Source organism: Xanthomonas sacchari, assembly GCF_024266585.1.
Lineage (GTDB): Bacteria > Pseudomonadota > Gammaproteobacteria > Xanthomonadales > Xanthomonadaceae > Xanthomonas_A > Xanthomonas_A sacchari_C.
Window position 1 is genome coordinate 4,054,257 of sequence record NZ_CP100647.1, and the last position, 17,781, is coordinate 4,072,037.

The 17,781-nt window shown below is 65.0% G+C and carries 23 protein-coding genes; all 23 read right to left on the reverse strand.

Annotated features, from left to right (window positions below):
- Positions 1-75 precede the first annotated feature (75 nt).
- Positions 76-435 carry a 50S ribosomal protein L18 gene (gene rplR, locus NKJ47_RS16955; RefSeq protein WP_254458958.1) on the reverse strand — a complete coding sequence of 120 codons (360 nt, stop codon included), beginning with the start codon at positions 433-435 and terminating at the stop codon, positions 76-78.
- Between the two features lie 85 nt (positions 436-520).
- A complete protein-coding gene (gene rplF, locus NKJ47_RS16960) occupies positions 521-1,048 on the reverse strand; it encodes a 50S ribosomal protein L6 (RefSeq protein WP_017908703.1) in 528 nt (175 codons plus the stop codon).
- Between the two features lie 16 nt (positions 1,049-1,064).
- A complete protein-coding gene (gene rpsH / locus NKJ47_RS16965; RefSeq protein ID WP_010340446.1) occupies positions 1,065-1,463 on the reverse strand; it encodes a 30S ribosomal protein S8 in 399 nt (132 codons plus the stop codon).
- Between the two features lie 252 nt (positions 1,464-1,715).
- The gene (gene rpsN / locus NKJ47_RS16970; RefSeq protein WP_160967013.1) at positions 1,716-2,021 is read right to left on the reverse strand and encodes a 30S ribosomal protein S14; all 306 of its coding nucleotides are present in this window, start codon (positions 2,019-2,021) and stop codon (positions 1,716-1,718) included.
- Between the two features lie 107 nt (positions 2,022-2,128).
- Entirely contained in the window at positions 2,129-2,671 is a 543-nt protein-coding gene (gene rplE, locus NKJ47_RS16975; protein WP_010341606.1) for a 50S ribosomal protein L5, read from the reverse strand.
- A gap of 11 nt (positions 2,672-2,682) precedes the next feature.
- Entirely contained in the window at positions 2,683-3,000 is a 318-nt protein-coding gene (gene rplX, locus NKJ47_RS16980) for a 50S ribosomal protein L24 (RefSeq protein WP_010341604.1), read from the reverse strand.
- 15 nt (positions 3,001-3,015) lie between these two features.
- The gene (rplN, locus tag NKJ47_RS16985) at positions 3,016-3,384 is read right to left on the reverse strand and encodes a 50S ribosomal protein L14 (protein WP_003486699.1); all 369 of its coding nucleotides are present in this window, start codon (positions 3,382-3,384) and stop codon (positions 3,016-3,018) included.
- Positions 3,385-3,398: 14 nt separating this feature from the next.
- Positions 3,399-3,668, reverse strand: a complete 270-nt coding sequence (gene rpsQ, locus NKJ47_RS16990) for a 30S ribosomal protein S17 (protein WP_010341599.1) — start codon at positions 3,666-3,668, stop codon at positions 3,399-3,401.
- Between the two features lie 11 nt (positions 3,669-3,679).
- Positions 3,680-3,865, reverse strand: coding sequence for a 50S ribosomal protein L29 (rpmC, locus tag NKJ47_RS16995; protein ID WP_010341597.1), 186 nt, complete (start codon positions 3,863-3,865; stop codon positions 3,680-3,682).
- Positions 3,865-4,278, reverse strand: coding sequence for a 50S ribosomal protein L16 (gene rplP, locus NKJ47_RS17000; protein WP_003470657.1), 414 nt, complete (start codon positions 4,276-4,278; stop codon positions 3,865-3,867). Before rplP ends, rpmC begins: the two co-directional genes overlap by 1 nt.
- 5 nt (positions 4,279-4,283) lie before the next feature.
- A complete protein-coding gene (gene rpsC, locus NKJ47_RS17005) occupies positions 4,284-5,018 on the reverse strand; it encodes a 30S ribosomal protein S3 (protein ID WP_010341595.1) in 735 nt (244 codons plus the stop codon).
- Positions 5,019-5,035: 17 nt separating this feature from the next.
- Positions 5,036-5,371 carry a 50S ribosomal protein L22 gene (gene rplV, locus NKJ47_RS17010; RefSeq protein ID WP_003470663.1) on the reverse strand — a complete coding sequence of 112 codons (336 nt, stop codon included), beginning with the start codon at positions 5,369-5,371 and terminating at the stop codon, positions 5,036-5,038.
- 12 nt (positions 5,372-5,383) lie between these two features.
- A complete protein-coding gene (rpsS, locus tag NKJ47_RS17015; protein WP_010341594.1) occupies positions 5,384-5,653 on the reverse strand; it encodes a 30S ribosomal protein S19 in 270 nt (89 codons plus the stop codon).
- Between the two features lie 6 nt (positions 5,654-5,659).
- A complete protein-coding gene (rplB, locus tag NKJ47_RS17020) occupies positions 5,660-6,487 on the reverse strand; it encodes a 50S ribosomal protein L2 (RefSeq protein WP_010341593.1) in 828 nt (275 codons plus the stop codon).
- Positions 6,488-6,497: 10 nt separating this feature from the next.
- Positions 6,498-6,797 carry a 50S ribosomal protein L23 gene (gene rplW, locus NKJ47_RS17025; protein WP_010341592.1) on the reverse strand — a complete coding sequence of 100 codons (300 nt, stop codon included), beginning with the start codon at positions 6,795-6,797 and terminating at the stop codon, positions 6,498-6,500.
- Positions 6,794-7,399 carry a 50S ribosomal protein L4 gene (gene rplD / locus NKJ47_RS17030; protein ID WP_010341591.1) on the reverse strand — a complete coding sequence of 202 codons (606 nt, stop codon included), beginning with the start codon at positions 7,397-7,399 and terminating at the stop codon, positions 6,794-6,796. Before rplD ends, rplW begins: the two co-directional genes overlap by 4 nt.
- Before the next feature lie 12 nt (positions 7,400-7,411).
- Positions 7,412-8,062, reverse strand: a complete 651-nt coding sequence (gene rplC / locus NKJ47_RS17035) for a 50S ribosomal protein L3 (RefSeq protein ID WP_019796625.1) — start codon at positions 8,060-8,062, stop codon at positions 7,412-7,414.
- 11 nt (positions 8,063-8,073) lie between these two features.
- A complete protein-coding gene (gene rpsJ, locus NKJ47_RS17040) occupies positions 8,074-8,385 on the reverse strand; it encodes a 30S ribosomal protein S10 (protein ID WP_010341589.1) in 312 nt (103 codons plus the stop codon).
- A 475-nt stretch (positions 8,386-8,860) separates the two neighbouring features.
- Positions 8,861-10,051 (reverse strand): elongation factor Tu, encoded by a 1,191-nt coding sequence (gene tuf / locus NKJ47_RS17045; RefSeq protein ID WP_242081676.1) that lies wholly within the window; start codon positions 10,049-10,051, stop codon positions 8,861-8,863.
- A 90-nt stretch (positions 10,052-10,141) separates the two neighbouring features.
- The gene (fusA, locus tag NKJ47_RS17050; RefSeq protein ID WP_017914774.1) at positions 10,142-12,232 is read right to left on the reverse strand and encodes an elongation factor G; all 2,091 of its coding nucleotides are present in this window, start codon (positions 12,230-12,232) and stop codon (positions 10,142-10,144) included.
- Between the two features lie 138 nt (positions 12,233-12,370).
- Positions 12,371-12,838: a 30S ribosomal protein S7 gene (gene rpsG, locus NKJ47_RS17055; RefSeq protein ID WP_010341334.1), complete on the reverse strand. Its 468-nt coding sequence runs from the start codon at positions 12,836-12,838 to the stop codon at positions 12,371-12,373.
- Positions 12,839-12,850: 12 nt separating this feature from the next.
- Positions 12,851-13,225, reverse strand: coding sequence for a 30S ribosomal protein S12 (gene rpsL, locus NKJ47_RS17060; protein ID WP_003469157.1), 375 nt, complete (start codon positions 13,223-13,225; stop codon positions 12,851-12,853).
- A 228-nt stretch (positions 13,226-13,453) separates the two neighbouring features.
- On the reverse strand, positions 13,454-17,671 hold the full coding sequence (gene rpoC, locus NKJ47_RS17065; RefSeq protein WP_254458959.1) for a DNA-directed RNA polymerase subunit beta': 4,218 nt from the start codon (positions 17,669-17,671) through the stop codon (positions 13,454-13,456).
- Positions 17,672-17,781: the final 110 nt, after the last annotated feature.

A 17,781-nucleotide genomic window follows, 5' to 3' on the forward strand; every position in this document is an offset into this window, starting at 1 on the left:
CGCGCAGAAGGCGCGCCAAGGTCCGATGCACCCCGCATCGGCGGGACGGGCGCGGCATCGCCGCACCCGCAAGGATCAGAACTGCAGGCCGCCTTCGCGCGCGGCGTCGGCCAGCGCCTTGATGCGGCCGTGGTAGCGGTAGCCCGAGCGGTCGAAGGCGACCTTCTCGACGCCCGCGGCCTTGGCGCGCTCGGCGATCAGCTTGCCGACCTTGGCGGCGGCGTCGCTGTTCTTGCCGTTCTTCAGGCCTTCCTTGACGTCGGCCTGCAGGGTGTTCGCCGCGGCGAGGACCTTGGAGCCGTCGGCGGTGAAGACCTGCGCGTACAGGTGCTGGCCGGTGCGCAGCACCGAAAGGCGGGCGACGCCGAGCTCGCGGATGTGGGCGCGGGTCGACTTGGCGCGACGCAGGCGGGCGATGTTCTTGTTGATGGTCATGTCTGTGTCCTACGGAAGCTGAAGGAAGCGAGGCGTTCGTGGGGAACCCGGCCTCGCGGCCGGACTCCTGGCGGAAGGACCTGGCTTAGGCCTTCTTGGCTTCCTTGCGAATGATGGCTTCACCGGCGTACTTCACACCCTTGCCCTTGTAGGGCTCCGGCGGACGGAAACCGCGGATCTTGGCGGCAACTTCGCCGACGCGCTGCTTGTCGGCGCCCTGCACCAGGATCTCGGTCTGGGTCGGAGCGGCCAGGGTGATGCCTTCCGGCGCGCTGAACACGATCGGGTGCGAGAAACCGAGCGCCAGGCTCAGGTCCTTGCCCTGCATCGTGGCACGGTAGCCGACGCCCACCAGCTCGAGCTTGCGCTCGAAGCCCGCGGACACGCCCTGCACCATGTTCGCCAGGATGGCGCGGACGGTGCCGGTGATGGCGATGTGCGACGGATCGTTCGCCGACAGCGTGGCGACGCCATTTTCCTGCTTGATTTCGACGCCGGCGGGCTTCGGCAGCGACAGGGTGCCCTTCGGGCCCTTGACACTGACCTGGTCGGCCTGGACGGTGAGTTCGACGCCCTTCGGGAGGGAGATCGGCTTCTTGGCTACGCGGGACATGTAAGTACTCCTTCCCTTAGGCCACGAAGCACAGGACTTCGCCACCGACGCCGGCCTGACGGGCCTGCGCATCGGTCATGATGCCCTTGGACGTGGAAATGATGGCAACGCCCAGACCGCCGAGAACCTTCGGCAGCTCGGTCTTGCCGCGATACTGGCGCAGACCCGAACGCGAAACGCGCTTGAGCGTATCGATGACCGGACGGCCCTCGAAATACTTCAGCACGATTTCCAGTTCGGACTTGTTGTTCTCGATCGCGTTGACGCGCAGATCGCTGATGTAGCCTTCGGCCTTCAGCACTTCCGCGATCGCAACCTTGATCTTGGAGGACGGCATCTTCACCGTCGGCTTGCCAACCGCGGCCGCATTCTTGATGCGGACCAGCAGGTCGGCGATGGGATCAGTCATGCTCATGGTGTCTACCTTTGAGTGCACCGATATCCGCTTTCGCGAAAATCTTGTGTGGTGGAGCTGTGGAATGACGCTGGGGGTGAAGCGCAACCGCCGGAGGAACCCGCGACGGCTGCATACCCGTCCCTGCCGCGAGGCAAGGAGCGGGAGTATACGACAAAAAGTCCGACTTGCGTCGGACTCGTTGTCTGAACGACACGCGGGCGGCGGGACCGCCCTGCCCCGGCCCCGCGGACGGGACCGGCGCCGCTGGAATTACCAGCTGGCCTTGCGCAGGCCCGGCACGTCGCCGTTCATGGTCGCCTTGCGCAGCATGTTGCGGCCCAGGCCGAACTTGCTGTACACGCCACGCGGGCGGCCGGACAGTTCGCAACGGGTGCGCTGGCGGCTCGGCGACGAATCGCGCGGCAGCTTCTGCAGCTTGGTCACGGCCTCGGCCTTCTCGTCGTACGAGGCGGTGCCGGAGGCGATGATCTTCTTCAGCGCATCACGCTTGTCGGCGAACTTCTTCGCCAGCTTCTTGCGCTTGATGTCGCGGTTGACCATGGAGGTCTTTGCCATCTGTAAATCCTCGGGATTCGAGATTGGGGATTGGAGATCTGCGGATCCGGGGTGGCGGGCGTGACGCCCTTCCATCCCGAATCCCGAGTCCCGAATCCCGGCGTCAATCAGTTACGGAACGGGAACTTGAACGCTTCGAGCAGCGCCTTGGCTTCGGCGTCGGTCTTGGCGGTGGTGGTGATGGCGATATCCATACCGCGGATCGCGTCGACGGCGTCGAAGTCGATTTCCGGGAAGATGATCTGCTCCTTCACGCCCATGTTGAAGTTGCCGCGGCCGTCGAACGAACGCCCCGAGACACCGCGGAAGTCGCGCACGCGCGGCAGCGAGATGTTGATCAGGCGATCCAGGAACTCGTACATCTTGGCGCGACGCAGCGTGGTCTTGCAGCCGATCGGCCAGCCATCGCGGATCTTGAACGAGGCCACCGAGATGCGCGACTTGGTCACCACCGGCTTCTGGCCGGAGACCTTGGCCATGTCGGCGACGGCGTTTTCCAGGATCTTCTTGTTCGTCGCGGCCTCGCCCACGCCCATGTTCAGCGTGACCTTGACCAGCTTCGGCACTTCCATCGGATTGGTGTAACCGAACTTCTTCATCAGAGCCGGTACCACTTCTTCCTTGTAGATCTTTTCGAGACGGGAAGTCATTGTGTCATTCCTCAGGCGTCGAGCGCCTCACCGCTGGAGCGGAACACACGCAGTTTGCGTCCATCCTCCAGCACCTTGAAGCCAACGCGGTCGCCCTTGCCCGTCGCCGGGTTGAGGATCGCAACGTTGGAAATATGGATCGACGCTTCGCGCTCGACCACGCCGCCGGCGACGCCCGCCTGCGGGTTCGGCTTGGTGTGGCGCTTGACGATGTTCGCGTTGGAGACGACCACGCGGTCGCCGTCGACGCGGACGACTTCGCCCTGCTTGCCCTTGTCCTTGCCGGTAGTGACGACGACCTGGTCGCCCTTCTTGATACGGTTAGCCATGTGTATGTCCTCCGCTCACAGCACTTCGGGAGCGAGCGAGACGATCTTCATGAACTTCTCGGAACGCAGCTCGCGGGTGACAGGCCCGAAGATGCGCGTACCGATCGGCTCCTGCTTGTTGTTGAGCAACACCGCGGCGTTGCCGTCGAAGCGGATCAACGAACCGTCCGGACGACGCACACCCTTGCGGGTGCGCACCACGACGGCGTCGTAGACTTCGCCCTTCTTGACCTTGCCGCGCGGGATCGCGTCCTTGACGGTGACCTTGATGATGTCGCCAATGTGCGCGTAGCGGCGCTTGGAGCCGCCGAGCACCTTGATGCACATCACTTCCTTGGCACCGGAATTGTCGGCGACGTCGAGGTAGCTCTGCATCTGGATCATGATTCAGATCTCCCTTATTCGGCCGCGCGGGTGACGATTTCCACCACCCGCCAGTTCTTGGTCTTGGACATCGGCGCAATCTCGGTCACGCGCACGACATCGCCTTCGTTGCAGGCGTTGTCGGCGTCGTGGGCGTGGAGCTTGGTCGAGCGCTTGATGTACTTGCCGTACAGCGCATGCTTGACCTGACGCTCCACCAGCACGGTGACGGTCTTGTCCATCTTGTTGCTGACCACACGGCCTTCGACCGTGCGCAGCGTCTTGCTTTCGTTATTGTCGCTCATCGCGGCCATCCTTACTTCGTGCTGCCGAGCAGGTGCTTGACGCGAGCGATCTCGCGGCGCACCCGGCGGGTTTCGTGAGTCTTCGGCAGCTGCCCGGTGACCTGCTGCATGCGCAGGGCGAACTGCTCCTTGCGCAGATCGGTCAGGTGGGCCTTCAGATCGTCGGCCGACTTCTCGCGGAGTTGTTTGATGTCCATCAGCGTACCGTCCGGGTCACGAAGGTGGTGGTCACCGAAAGCTTGGCAGCGGCCAGGCGGAACGCCTCGCGCGCGACATCTTCGCCGACGCCTTCGATTTCATAGATCATGCGACCGGGCTGGATCTGGGCGACCCAGTACTCGACGTTACCCTTACCGGAGCCCATTCGCACTTCGATCGGCTTCTTGGTGATCGGCTTGTCCGGGAACACGCGGATCCACATCTTGCCGCCGCGCTTGACGTAGCGGCTGATCGAGCGGCGCGCCGCCTCGATCTGGCGCGCGGTCAGCTGACCGTGCGCCGTGGCCTTCAGCCCGTACTCGCCGAAGCTGACGGCGTTTCCGCTCCACGCCAGGCCGTCGTTACGACCCTTGTGCATCTTGCGGTATTTGGTTCGCTTGGGTTGCAACATTGCCGTTACCTCGCTTCACGGGCCGGACGCGACGGACGGTCGCCACGGTCGCCGCGATCGTTACGATCGTTGCGCGGGGAATCGTCCTGCTTTTCCTGGCCAACCTGGGAGAAATCGAAGATCTCGCCCTTGTAGATCCAGACCTTGATGCCGATGATGCCGTAGGTCGTCTTGGCTTCGGCGAAGCCATAGTCGATGTCGGCACGCAGCGTGTGCAGCGGCACGCGGCCCTCGCGGTACCACTCGGAACGGGCGATTTCCGCACCGTTCAGACGGCCGGCGACGTTGACCTTGATGCCCAGGGCACCCAGGCGCATCGCGTTGCCGACCGAGCGCTTCATCGCGCGGCGGAACATGATGCGACGCTCCAGCTGCTGCGCGATCGACTCGGCGACCAGCTGCGCATCCAGCTCCGGCTTGCGCACTTCGGTGACGTTGATGTGGGCGGGGACGCCCATCATCTCGCTCACTTCCTTGCGCAGCTTCTCGATGTCCTCGCCACGCTTGCCGATCACCACGCCCGGGCGGGCGGTGTGGATCGTCACGCGCGCGGTCTTGGCCGGACGCTCGATCAGGATCTTGCTGATGCCCGCCTGCGCCAGCTTCTTGCGCAGCATTTCGCGGACCTTGAGGTCGGCCGCCAGGTAACCGGCGAACTCGGCCTTGTTGGCGTACCACTTGGAATTCCAGTCCTTGGCGATACCCAGGCGGATTCCGATCGGATGAACTTTATGACCCATCGTCTTTTCCTTTCCGCTTACTTGGCGGCGCCCACAACCACAGTGATGTGGCTGGTGCGCTTGAGGATGCGGGTACCGCGGCCTTTCGCCCGCGCCATGAAACGCTTCAGGGTCGGACCTTCATCAACCATGATGGTCTTGACCTTCAGCTCGTCGACATCCGCGCCTTGATTGTTCTCGGCATTGGCGATCGCCGACTCCACCACCTTCTTGATCAGGTGGGCAGCCTTCTTGTCCGAGAACTTCAGCAGGTTGACCGCCCGCTCGGCGGAAAGACCGCGGACCTGGTCAGCGACCAGGCGGGCCTTCTGCGGGGAGATGCGCGCGGTGCGCAGGATTGCTTTCGCTTCCATCGTCATCTCTCCTTACCGGCCCGACTTCTTGTCGCCACCGTGACCCTTGAAGGTCCGGGTGACGGCAAATTCGCCGAGCTTGTGGCCGACCATGTTCTCGTTGACCAGCACCGGAACGTGGTTCTTGCCGTTATGCACGGCGATGGTGAAACCCACCATCTCCGGCAGGATCATCGAGCGACGCGACCAGGTCTTGATCGGACGCTTGCTACCGGCCGCGGCCTCCACCTTCTTGACGAGGTGGTGATCGACGAACGGGCCCTTCTTGAGTGAACGTGCCATGGTCGATTAGCCCCTACGATCGCGGACGATGAATTGTTCGGTGCGCTTGTTATGGCGCGTCTTGTAACCCTTGGTCGGGACACCCCACGGGGTGACCGGATGCGGATTACCCTGACCGGCCTTCGCCTCACCACCACCGTGCGGGTGGTCCACCGGGTTCATGGCCGCACCGCGAACGGTCGGACGCACGCCGCGCCAGCGCTTGGCGCCCGCCTTGCCCAGCTTCTCGAGGTTGTGCTCGTCGTTGCCGACTTCGCCGATGGTGGCGCGGCACTCGGACGGCACCTTGCGCATTTCGCCGGAGCGCAGACGCAGGGTGGCGTAGATGCCTTCACGCGCGACCAGCTGCACCGCGGCGCCGGCGGCACGCGCGATCTGCGCGCCCTTGCCCGGCTTCAGCTCGATCCCGTGGACGGTGGTACCGACCGGGATGTTGCGCAGCGGCAGGGTGTTGCCGGTCTTGATCGGCGCATCCGAACCCGCGATCACCTGGTCGCCGGCCTTCAGACCCTTCGGCGCGATGATGTAGCGGCGCTCGCCGTCGGCGTAGCACAGCAGGGCGATATGGGCGGTGCGGTTGGGATCGTATTCGATCCGCTCCACGCGCGCCGGGATACCTTCCTTGTTGCGCTTGAAGTCGATGACGCGGTAGTGCTGCTTGTGGCCACCGCCGACGTGGCGGGTGGTGATGCGGCCGTGGTGGTTACGACCACCGGACTTGCTCTGCTTTTCCACCAGTGCAGCGTGCGGGGCGCCCTTGTGCAGATCGGGCGTGACCACGCGCACGGCCGAACGACGGCCTGCGGAGGTGGGCTTGAATTTCATCAATGGCATGGGATGTACCTCAGGCCTTGGCCGTTACGTCGATGGACTGGCCTTCGGCCAGACGCACGTACGCCTTGCGCCAATCGCCGCGACGACCGCTGCGCGAACGGAAGGACTTGTTCTTGCCCTTGACGTTCAACACGTTGACCGACTCGACCTTGACGTCGAACAGCTGCTCGACCGCGGCCTTGACATCGGCCTTGGTGGCTTCGTTCGAAATCTCGAAGACGTACTGATTGGAGAGTTCCTGCAGGCGCGCGGTCTTTTCCGAGACACGCGGAGCGCGCAGCACGCTGAAGATTTTTTCGTTGCTGCTCATGCCAGCCACTCCTCGACCTTCTTGACCGCATCGGCGGTGATCACGACCGTGTCGGCCCCGACCAGCGACACCGGATCCAGGCCCTGCACGTCACGCACTTCCACATAGGGAAGGTTGCGGGCCGACAGGTACAGATGCTCGGAGGCTTCTTCGGTCACGATCAGCGGGCGCTTGCCCACTTCCAGACCCTTCAGCTTCTCGACCAGGCCCTTGGTCTTGCTGGCCTCGACGTCGAACGCGTCGACGACCATCAGGCGGCCCTGGCGGTTCAGTTCCGAGAGAATCGCGCAGATGGCCGCGCGGTACATCTTGCGGTTGACCTTCTGCTCGAAGCTACGCGGCTTGGCCGCGAAGGTCACGCCACCGCCGACGAAAATCGGAGCGGTCAGCGCGCCGTGGCGAGCGCCACCGCCCTTCTGCTTCTTCGACTTCTTGGTGGTGCCGTTGACTTCCGAACGCGTCTTCTGCGCCTTGGTGCCGGCGCGGCCGGCGTTGCGATAGGCGACGACGACCTGGTGGACCAGATCCTCGCTGAAATCGCGGCCGAACACGGCGTCGGAGACCGAGACCTTGTTGTTGCTACCCGTGATAACGAGTTCCATCGTCATCTCTCCTTATGCCTTGCTAGCCGGACGCACGATCACGTCGCCACCGGCAGCGCCAGGCACAGCGCCGCGGATGGCGATCAGGCCACGCTCGACGTCGACCTTGACCACTTCCAGATTCTGCGTGCTCTGCTGCACCGCGCCCATGTGGCCGGACATCTTCTTGCCCGGGAAAACGCGGCCCGGGGTCTGGCGCTGGCCCAGCGAACCCGGCGCGCGATGCGACAGCGAGTTACCGTGGGTGGCGTCGCCCATGCGGAAGTTGTGCCGCTTGATGGTGCCTTGGAAGCCCTTACCCTTGGTGACGCCCTGGACATCGACCTTCTGGCCGACGGCGAAGATGTCCGCCTTGATTTCGCCGCCGACGGCGAACTCGCCCAGCTGCGCGTCCTCGACGCGGAACTCCCACAGGCCGCGACCCGCTTCCACCTTCGCCTTGGCGAAGTGGCCGGCAGCCGGCTTGTTGACCAGCGCGGCGCGACGGGCGCCCACGGTGATCTGCACGGCGCTGTAGCCGTCGGCTTCGACGGTCTTGAGCTGGGTGATGCGGTTCGGGGTCGCTTCGATCAGGGTCACCGGGATGGAGCGGCCGTCTTCGGTGAAGACGCGGCTCATGCCGGCCTTGCGGCCCACGAAGCCCAACGAATACTTCTTCGTCATGGTCGTAGTCCTCAGGTCAACTTGATCTGGACATCGACGCCAGCCGCGAGTTCGAGCTTCATCAGCGCGTCCACGGTCTTGTCGTTGGGGTCGACGATGTCGAGCACGCGCTTGTGCGTGCGGGTCTCGTACTGGTCACGCGCGTCCTTGTCGACGTGCGGGGAAACGAGGATGGTGTAGCGTTCGATCTTGGTCGGCAGCGGGATCGGGCCACGCACTTGCGCGCCGGTCCGCTTGGCCGTCTCGACGATCTCGCTGGCCGAACGGTCGATCAAACGATGATCGAACGCCTTCAGCCGAATCCGGATCTTTTGGTCCGCCATGACGGTGGGTTCCTTCGTTAAAAGAGCGACGGGCAAGGCCTCTGGGATACCTGCCCCGGTTGTTTCCTGAAGTCGTACCGCCAAGCATCCGGCTCGGCGGGGGCATTCCTCCGCCCCAAAAACTGGGGCAGACCAGTCGACCCGGCCTGCCCAGACGGAAAAGTATAATGCGCAGCTAGAGCAACGTCAACAACCCGGGGTTGTTGAGTGCTCCATGCGACGCGACCTTCCCGGTCCTGCGAACACGAGCGGCGTCCTGCCTCTCTTTTCGCTGTCTTGCCGGCGCCCTACCCAGGAACGCCGAGCCGCGCATTATAGCGACGACTTCACGCCTGCGCAACACGGCACGGCAACAAATCGCAGGGCCGTTGGCATCCCCGCAAACGACGAAGGGCCGGCTTGCGCCGACCCTTCGTGCTGCCGGCGACCGCGGTCGCTGGCAGATCCACCCGGCGGCCACGGCCGCCGGAGGGCATTACTTGATGATCTTGGCCACCACGCCGGCGCCGACGGTACGGCCGCCCTCGCGGATCGCGAAACGCAGGCCTTCGTCCATCGCCACCGGGTTGATCAGCGTCACCACCATCTTGACGTTGTCGCCCGGCATCACCATTTCCACGCCTTCCGGCAGCTGCACCGCACCGGTGATGTCGGTGGTGCGGAAGTAGAACTGCGGACGGTAGCCCTTGAAGAACGGGGTGTGACGGCCGCCCTCGTCCTTCGACAGCACGTACACTTCGGCTTCGAAGTCGGTGTGCGGCTTGATCGAACCCGGCTTGCACAGCACCTGGCCGCGCTCCACGTCGTCACGCTTGGTGCCGCGCAGCAGCAGGCCCGCGTTGTCGCCCGCCTGACCCTGGTCCAGCAGCTTGCGGAACATTTCCACGCCGGTCACGGTGGTCTTCTGCGTCGCACGGATGCCGACGATTTCGATTTCGTCGCCCACCTTGATCACGCCGCGCTCGATACGGCCGGTCACCACGGTGCCGCGGCCCGAGATCGAGAACACGTCTTCCACCGGCATCAGGAACGGCTTGTCCACGTCGCGCTGCGGCTCCGGGATGAACGAGTCCAGCGCGTCCACCAGCTTCAGGATCGCCGGCACGCCGATCTCGCTCTGGTCGCCTTCCAGCGCCAGACGGGCCGAACCGTGGATGATCGGGGTGTCGTCGCCCGGGAAGTCGTACTTGCTCAGCAGCTCGCGCACTTCCATCTCGACCAGCTCGAGCAGCTCGGCGTCGTCGACCATGTCGGCCTTGTTCAGGAACACCACGATGTGCGGCACGCCGACCTGACGCGACAGCAGGATGTGCTCGCGGGTCTGCGGCATCGGGCCGTCGGCGGCCGAGCACACCAGGATCGCGCCGTCCATCTGCGCCGCACCGGTGATCATGTTCTTCACGTAGTCCGCGTGACCCGGGCAATCCACGTGCGCGTAGTGGCGCGTCGGGGATTCGTATTCCACGTGGGCGGTCGAGATCGTGATGCCGCGCGCCTTCTCTTCCGGCGCCGCGTCGATCGCGTCATACGCCTTGAACTCGCCGCCGAAGCGCTCTGCGCCGATCTTGGTCAGCGCCGCGGTCAGCGTGGTCTTGCCGTGGTCGACGTGACCGATGGTGCCGACGTTGACGTGCGGCTTGGTGCGCTCGAACTTACCCTTTGCCATGTCTTCTCTACCTCGTGATTCGTATTGGGGGACGAGCGAGCGGGATGCGGCGCGGACCTGGTCCGCGGCACGCATCTCGCCGCTCTAATCTCAGTTCTTCTTGATGACCGAGTCGGCGATGTTGGCCGGCGCTTCGGCGTAGTGGTCGAACTCCATCGAGAACGTGGCGCGACCCTGCGACATCGAGCGCAGCGTGGTGGCGTAGCCGAACATTTCGCCCAGCGGCACCATCGCGTTGATCACCTTGCCCGACGGGCTGTCGTCCTGGCCCTGCAGGATGCCGCGACGGCGGCTCACGTCGCCCATCACGTCGCCCAGGTAGTCCTCCGGGGTGACGATCTCGACCTTCATGATCGGCTCCAGCAGCACCGGGTTGGCCTTGTTGAAGCCTTCCTTGAAGCCCATCGAGCCGGCGATCTTGAACGCCATTTCCGACGAGTCGACGTCGTGGTACGAACCGTCGATCAGGCGCACCTTGACGTCCACGATCGGGTAGCCGGCCATCACGCCGTTGGCCACCGCTTCCTGGATGCCCTTGTCCACCGCCGGAATGTATTCCTTCGGCACCACGCCGCCGACGATCGCGTTCTCGAAGGTGTAGCCCTGGCCGCGTTCCTGCGGCTCGATCTCGAGCACGACGTGGCCGTACTGGCCCTTACCGCCCGACTGGCGCACGAACTTGCCTTCCTGCTTGACCGCCTTGCGGATGGTCTCGCGGTAGGCCACCTGCGGCTTGCCGACGTTGGCCTCCACGTTGAACTCGCGCTTCATGCGGTCGACGATGATTTCCAGGTGCAGCTCGCCCATGCCGCGGATGATGGTCTGGCCGGACTCTTCGTCGGTGTTGACGCGGAACGAGGGATCTTCCTGCGCCAGACGGCTCAGCGCGATGCCCATCTTTTCCTGGTCCGACTTGGTCTTCGGCTCGACCGCCATCGAGATCACCGGCTCCGGGAACACCATGCGCTCCAGGGTGATGATGTGGTCCTGCGCGCACAGCGTGTCGCCGGTGGTGACGTCCTTCAGGCCCACCGCCGCGGCGATGTCGCCCGCGCGCACTTCCTTGATCTCTTCGCGGTTGTTGGAGTGCATCTGCAGGATGCGGCCCACGCGCTCCTTCTTCGACTTGACCGGGTTGTACACCTGGTCGCCGGAGTTCAGCGTGCCCGAGTAGACGCGGAAGAAGGTCAGCGAGCCGACGAACGGGTCGGTCATGATCTTGAACGCCAGCGCCGAGAACGGCGCGGTGTCGGTGGCCGGACGGCTGTCTTCCTTCTCGTCCTCGTCGATGCCCTTGACCGGCGGACGGTCGCTGGGCGACGGCAGCAGCTGGATCACGCCGTCGAGCATGGCCTGCACGCCCTTGTTCTTGAACGCGGTACCGCAGTACACCGGCACCACTTCCACCTTCAGGGTACGCTCGCGCAGACCGCCCAGGATCTCGGCCTCGGACAGGTCGCCCTCGTTGAGGTACTTGTCCATCAGGTCTTCATTGGCTTCGGCCGCGGCCTCGACCATGAACGCGCGCGCCTCGGTGGCCTTGTCGACCAGGTGCGCGGGGATGTCGCGGTATTCGAACACGGTGCCCTGCGAAGCGGTATCCCAGTGGATCGCCTTCATCTTGACCAGGTCGACCACGCCCTCGAAGCCGTCTTCGGCGCCGATCGGCACCTGCATCGGCACCGGGTAGGCGCCCAGGCGAGCCTTCAGCTGCTCGACGACCTTGTCGAAGTTGGCGCCGGTACGGTCCATCTTGTTGACGAACGCCAGACGCGGCACCGCGTACTTGTTGGCCTGACGCCACACGGTCTCGGACTGCGGCTGCACGCCGCCGACCGCGCACAGCACGAACACCGCGCCGTCGAGCACGCGCAGCGAGCGCTCGACTTCGATGGTGAAGTCCACGTGCCCGGGGGTGTCGATGATGTTGAAGCGGTGCTGCGGCATGGACTTGTCCATACCGGTCCAGAACGCGGTAGTGGCCGCGGAGGTGATCGTGATGCCACGCTCCTGCTCCTGCTCCATCCAGTCCATCGTCGCGGCACCGTCATGCACCTCGCCGATCTTGTGGCTGACGCCGGTGTAGAACAGGATGCGTTCGGAGGTGGTGGTCTTGCCGGCATCGATGTGGGCCATGATGCCGAAGTTGCGGTAACGCTCGATGGGAGTGGTACGGGCCACAGGGAGCCTCTCAAATTTCTTGGATTTCGGATGGCCGAACGCCGCCTTGCGGCGGCCTTCGGATTTGTGCCGCGCGCAACGGCGCGGCTAGCGGCACTCAGATGGTGCCAGCGGGCCCCGTTTCCAAGGCCCGGAAGGTCACCAGCGGTAGTGCGCGAACGCCTTGTTCGCTTCCGCCATGCGGTGAGTCTCTTCGCGCTTCTTGATGGCGCCGCCACGGTTTTCCGAGGCATCGACCAGCTCGGCCGCGAGCTTGCGCGGCATCGAGTTCTCGCCGCGCTTGCGCGCCGAGTCGATCAGCCAGCGCATCGCCAGCGCCATGCGACGGGAGGAACGCACCTCGACCGGCACCTGGTAGGTGGCACCGCCGACGCGGCGCGACTTGACTTCGACCGCCGGAGCGACGTTGTCCAGCGCCTTCTGCACCAGCTCGATGGCGTTGGGGTTCTTCTCGCCGATGACGTCCATCGCGCCGTAGACGATCTTTTCGGCGACCGACTTCTTGCCGCTCAGCATCACCATGTTGATGAAGCGGGCGATGGTTTCGCTCCCGTGCTTGGGATCCGGGAGAACGGCGCGCTGCGGCGTATTACCTTTACGAGACATGTGTACTTTCCCTTAGCTCTTCGGGCGCTTGGCGCCGTACTTGGAACGACCCTGGCGACGCTTGGCAACGCCGGCGGCGTCGAGCGAACCGCGCACGGTGTGGTAGCGCACGCCCGGCAGGTCCTTGACGCGGCCGCCGCGGATCAGGACCACGGAGTGCTCCTGCAGGTTGTGGCCTTCGCCGCCGATGTAGCTGATGACCTCTTCCTGGTTCGTCAGGCGCACCTTGGCGACCTTGCGCAGGGCCGAGTTCGGCTTCTTCGGGGTGGTGGTGTACACGCGCGTGCAGACGCCACGGCGCTGCGGGCACTTGTCCAGCGCCGGAGAGGCGCTCTTGTAGGTGGTCGCCTGCCGCGGCTTGCGGACCAGCTGGTTGATCGTCGCCATCAGTGGATTCTTCTGATTGAGGCCGTCGGGCCTGGATGCGTGAAAACGAAGGCAGGCCGAAGGACGGCCTGCCGGGACAGGAAAGTATAGCGGGCAAGTCAAAGCGCCGTCAACACAACGGAATTTTTACTTGCTGGCCCATCCGGGGCCGGAATACGGGGCGCTTCCGCTGCACCCCCTTTCGCTTGGTAGACCGGCCCCGCGGGCGGGACCGGTCCGGCGTACTGCTTACTCTTCGCTGCCGGCAGCCGCCGCTGCGGAGGTCTCGACCGCCGGCTCGGCGCTGCCGCCGGACAGGGTCTGCATCTCCGACTCGGTCAGGCCGCTGGCATTGCGGCGGCGCGTGTTGTGGTACGCCAGGCCGGTACCGGCCGGGATCAGGCGACCCACGATCACGTTTTCCTTCAGGCCACGCAGCGTGTCGCTGGTGCCGCGGACCGCCGCCTCGGTGAGGACGCGGGTGGTCTCCTGGAACGACGCCGCCGAGATGAACGACTCGGTGGCCAGCGAGGCCTTGGTGATGCCCAGCAGCACCGGCTCGTACTTGGCCGGCAGCTCGTTGCGCGCGACCAGGCGGGCGTTCTCCTCGATGACGCGCTGGCGCTCGGCCTGCTCGCCGTTGAGGAACTTGCTGTTGCCCTGGTCGATGATCTCGACCTTGCGCAGCATCTGCCGGGTGATGACCTCGATGTGCTTGTCGTTGATCTTCACGCCCTGCAGGCGGTACACGTCCTGGATTTCCTTGACCAGGTACGCGGCCAGCGGCTCGACGCCCAGCAGGCGCAGGATGTCCTGCGGGCTCGGCTCGCCGTCCACCACGGTTTCGCCCTTGGCCACGTGCTCGCCTTCGAACACGATGATCTGGCGGTACTTCGGGATCAGCTCTTCGTGCTCCGACCCGTCGGTGTCCTTGATGATCAGGCGCTGCTTGCCCTTGGTGTCCTTGCCGAAGCTGATGATGCCCGAACGCTCGGCCAGGATCGCCGGATCCTTCGGCTTGCGCGCCTCGAACAGGTCGGCCACGCGCGGCAGACCGCCGGTGATGTCGCGGGTCTTGGACGCTTCCTGCGGGATCTTGGCGACCACGTCGCCCACGCCGACCGGTGCGCCGTCCTGCAGGTTGACGATCGAACGCGGCGGCAGCAGGTACTGCGCCGGCAGATCGGTGCCCGGGATGGTCAGGTCGTTGCCCTTGGCGTCGACGATGCGCACGATCGGGCGCAGGTCCTTGGCCTGGGTGCCGCGACGCTTCGGATCGGTGATCTCGCGCGAGGCCAGGCCGGTCAGTTCGTCGGTCTTCTCGATGACGGTGACGCCGTCGATGAAGTCGATGAAGCGGATGAAACCGGCCACTTCCGACACGATCGGGTGGTTGTGCGGATCCCAGTTCGCCACCGACTGGCCGGCCTTGACCGCATCACCGTCCTTGGCGGTGATGGTGGCGCCGTACGGCAGCTTGTAGCGCTCGCGCTCGCGGCCGTGGCCGTCGAGCACCGACAGTTCGCCCGAGCGCGACACCGCCACCAGCGAGCCGTTGGCGTGCTCGACCGACTTGAGGTTGTTGAACTTGATCGAACCGGTGGTCTTGACCGTGATGTTGTCCACCGCCGCCGCACGCGAGGCCGCGCCGCCGATGTGGAAGGTACGCATGGTCAGCTGGGTACCCGGCTCGCCGATCGACTGCGCGGCGATGACGCCGACCGCTTCGCCGATGTTGACCAGGTGGCCACGGGCCAGGTCGCGGCCGTAGCAGCGCGCGCACACGCCGAACGCCGATTCGCAGGTGATGGTCGAGCGGACCTTGACCGACTGCACGCCGGCCTCTTCCAGCTTGGCCACCCACTGCTCGTCGAGCAGGGTGTTGCGGGTGACGATCGGATCCTCGTCGTTGCCCGGCAGGAACACGTCCTCGGCCACCACGCGGCCGAGCACGCGGTCGCGCAGCGGCTCGACCACGTCGCCGCCTTCCACGATCGGGGTCATGGTCAGGCCGTCGGTGGTGCCGCAATCGGGCTCGGTGATCACCACGTCCTGCGCCACGTCGACCAGGCGACGGGTCAGGTAACCGGAGTTGGCGGTCTTCAGCGCGGTATCGGCCAGACCCTTACGGGCACCGTGGGTGGAGTTGAAGTACTCCTGCACGTTCAGGCCTTCGCGGAAGTTCGCCTTGATCGGCGTCTCGATGATCGAGCCGTCCGGGCGGGCCATCAGGCCGCGCATGCCGGCCAGCTGACGGATCTGCGCCTGCGAACCACGCGCGCCGGAGTCGGCCATGATGTACAGCGAGTTCATCGACTTCTGGTCGATGGTCTCGCCCTTGGCGTTGACCACCTTCTCGGTACCGATGGTGTCCATCATCGCCTTGGCGATGCGCTCGTTGGTGCGCGACCAGATGTCCACGACCTTGTTGTAGCGCTCGCCGGCGGTGACCAGGCCGGACTGGTACTGCTCCTGGATCTCCAGCACTTCCTGCTCGGCCTCGCCGAGGATGCCCTTCTTCTCCGACGGGATCAGCATGTCGTCGATGCCGATCGACACGCCGGCGCGGGTGGCGTAGGCGAAGCCGGTGTACATCAGCTTGTCGGCGAACACCACGCTGTCCTTCAGGCCCAGCTGGCGGTAGCTGGAGTTGATCAGGCGGCTGATGTTCTTCTTGGTCAGCTCGGTGTTGGCCAGCGCGAACGGCAGGCCTTCCGGCAGGATCTCGGCCAGCAGCGCGCGCCCGATCGTGGTGTCCACGATCGAGGTCTTCTTGCTGCGGTTGCCCTCTTCGTCGATCACCGTCTCGGTGATGCGGACCTTGACCTTGGCGTGCAGTTCGACCGCACGGTTGTCGTAGGCGCGCTTCACTTCGGCGATGTTGGCGAACACCATGCCCTCGCCCTTCTTGTTCTCCAGGGCGCGGCTCATGTAGTACAGGCCCAGCACCACGTCCTGCGACGGCACGATGATCGGCTCGCCGTTGGCCGGCGACAGGATGTTGTTGGTGGACATCATCAGCGCGCGCGCTTCCAGCTGCGCTTCCAGCGACAGCGGCACGTGCACGGCCATCTGGTCACCGTCGAAGTCGGCGTTGAACGCGGTGCAGACCAGCGGGTGCAGCTGGATCGCCTTGCCTTCGATCAGCACCGGCTCGAACGCCTGGATGCCCAGGCGGTGCAGGGTCGGCGCACGGTTCAGCAGCACCGGGTGCTCGCGGATCACCTCTTCCAGGATGTCCCAGACCTCGGCTTCTTCGCGCTCGACCAGCTTCTTGGCGGCCTTGATGGTGGTGGCCAGGCCGCGACGCTGCAGCTTGGCGAACACGAACGGCTTGAACAGCTCCAGCGCCATCTTCTTCGGCAGGCCGCACTCGTGCAGGCGCAGGGTCGGGCCGACCACGATCACCGAACGGCCGGAGTAGTCCACGCGCTTGCCGAGCAGGTTCTGGCGGAACCGGCCCTGCTTGCCCTTGATCATGTCGGCCAGCGACTTCAGCGGGCGCTTGTTGGTGCCGGTGATGGCGCGGCCGCGGCGGCCGTTGTCCAGCAGCGCGTCGACCGATTCCTGCAGCATGCGCTTTTCGTTGCGCACGATGATGTCCGGCGCGTTCAGCTCGAGCAGGCGGCGCAGGCGGTTGTTGCGGTTGATGACGCGGCGGTACAGGTCGTTCAGGTCGGAGGTCGCGAAGCGGCCGCCGTCCAGCGGCACCAGCGGACGCAGATCCGGCGGCAGCACCGGCAGCACGGTCATCACCATCCACTCCGGACGGTTGCCGGACTCGATGAAGGCCTCGATCAGCTTGATGCGCTTGGTCAGGCGCTTGAGCTTGGTTTCCGACCCGGTGCCGGCGATCTCTTCGCGCAGGCGGGTCATTTCCGACTGCAGGTCGATGGTGCGCAGCAGCTCGTACACCGCCTCGGCGCCCATGGCGGCGTCGAAGTCGTCACCGTGCTCCTGGCGCGCGGTCAGGTACTGCTCTTCGGTCAGCAGCTGGCGGCGCTCCAGGGCGGTCAGGCCCGGCTCGGTCACCACGTAGGCTTCGAAGTACAGCACGCGCTCGATGTCGCGCAGGGTCATGTCCAGCATCAGGCCGATGCGCGACGGCAGCGACTTCAGGAACCAGATGTGCGCGACCGGCGAGGCCAGGTCGATGTGGCCCATGCGCTCGCGACGCACCTTGGCCAGGGTCACTTCGGTGCCGCACTTCTCGCAGACCACGCCGCGGTGCTTCATGCGCTTGTACTTGCCGCACAGGCACTCGTAGTCCTTGATCGGGCCGAAGATGGCGGCGCAGAACAGGCCGTCGCGCTCCGGCTTGAAGGTACGGTAGTTGATGGTTTCCGGCTTCTTCACTTCGCCGAAGGACCACGAACGGATCAGGTCCGGCGAGGCCAGCGCGATCTTGATCGCGTCGAAGTCCAGCGTCTGGCGCTGCTGGTTGAAGAGGTTGAGCAGGTCTTTCATTTGATTTCTCCGGGAATCGGGAATAGCGAATAGGGAATCGTTGGAAGCGGGGAGTCGGGGTGGGAAACGCCGGCGGCCTGTCGGCACGCGCCCGGGCGGTTTCCTACTCC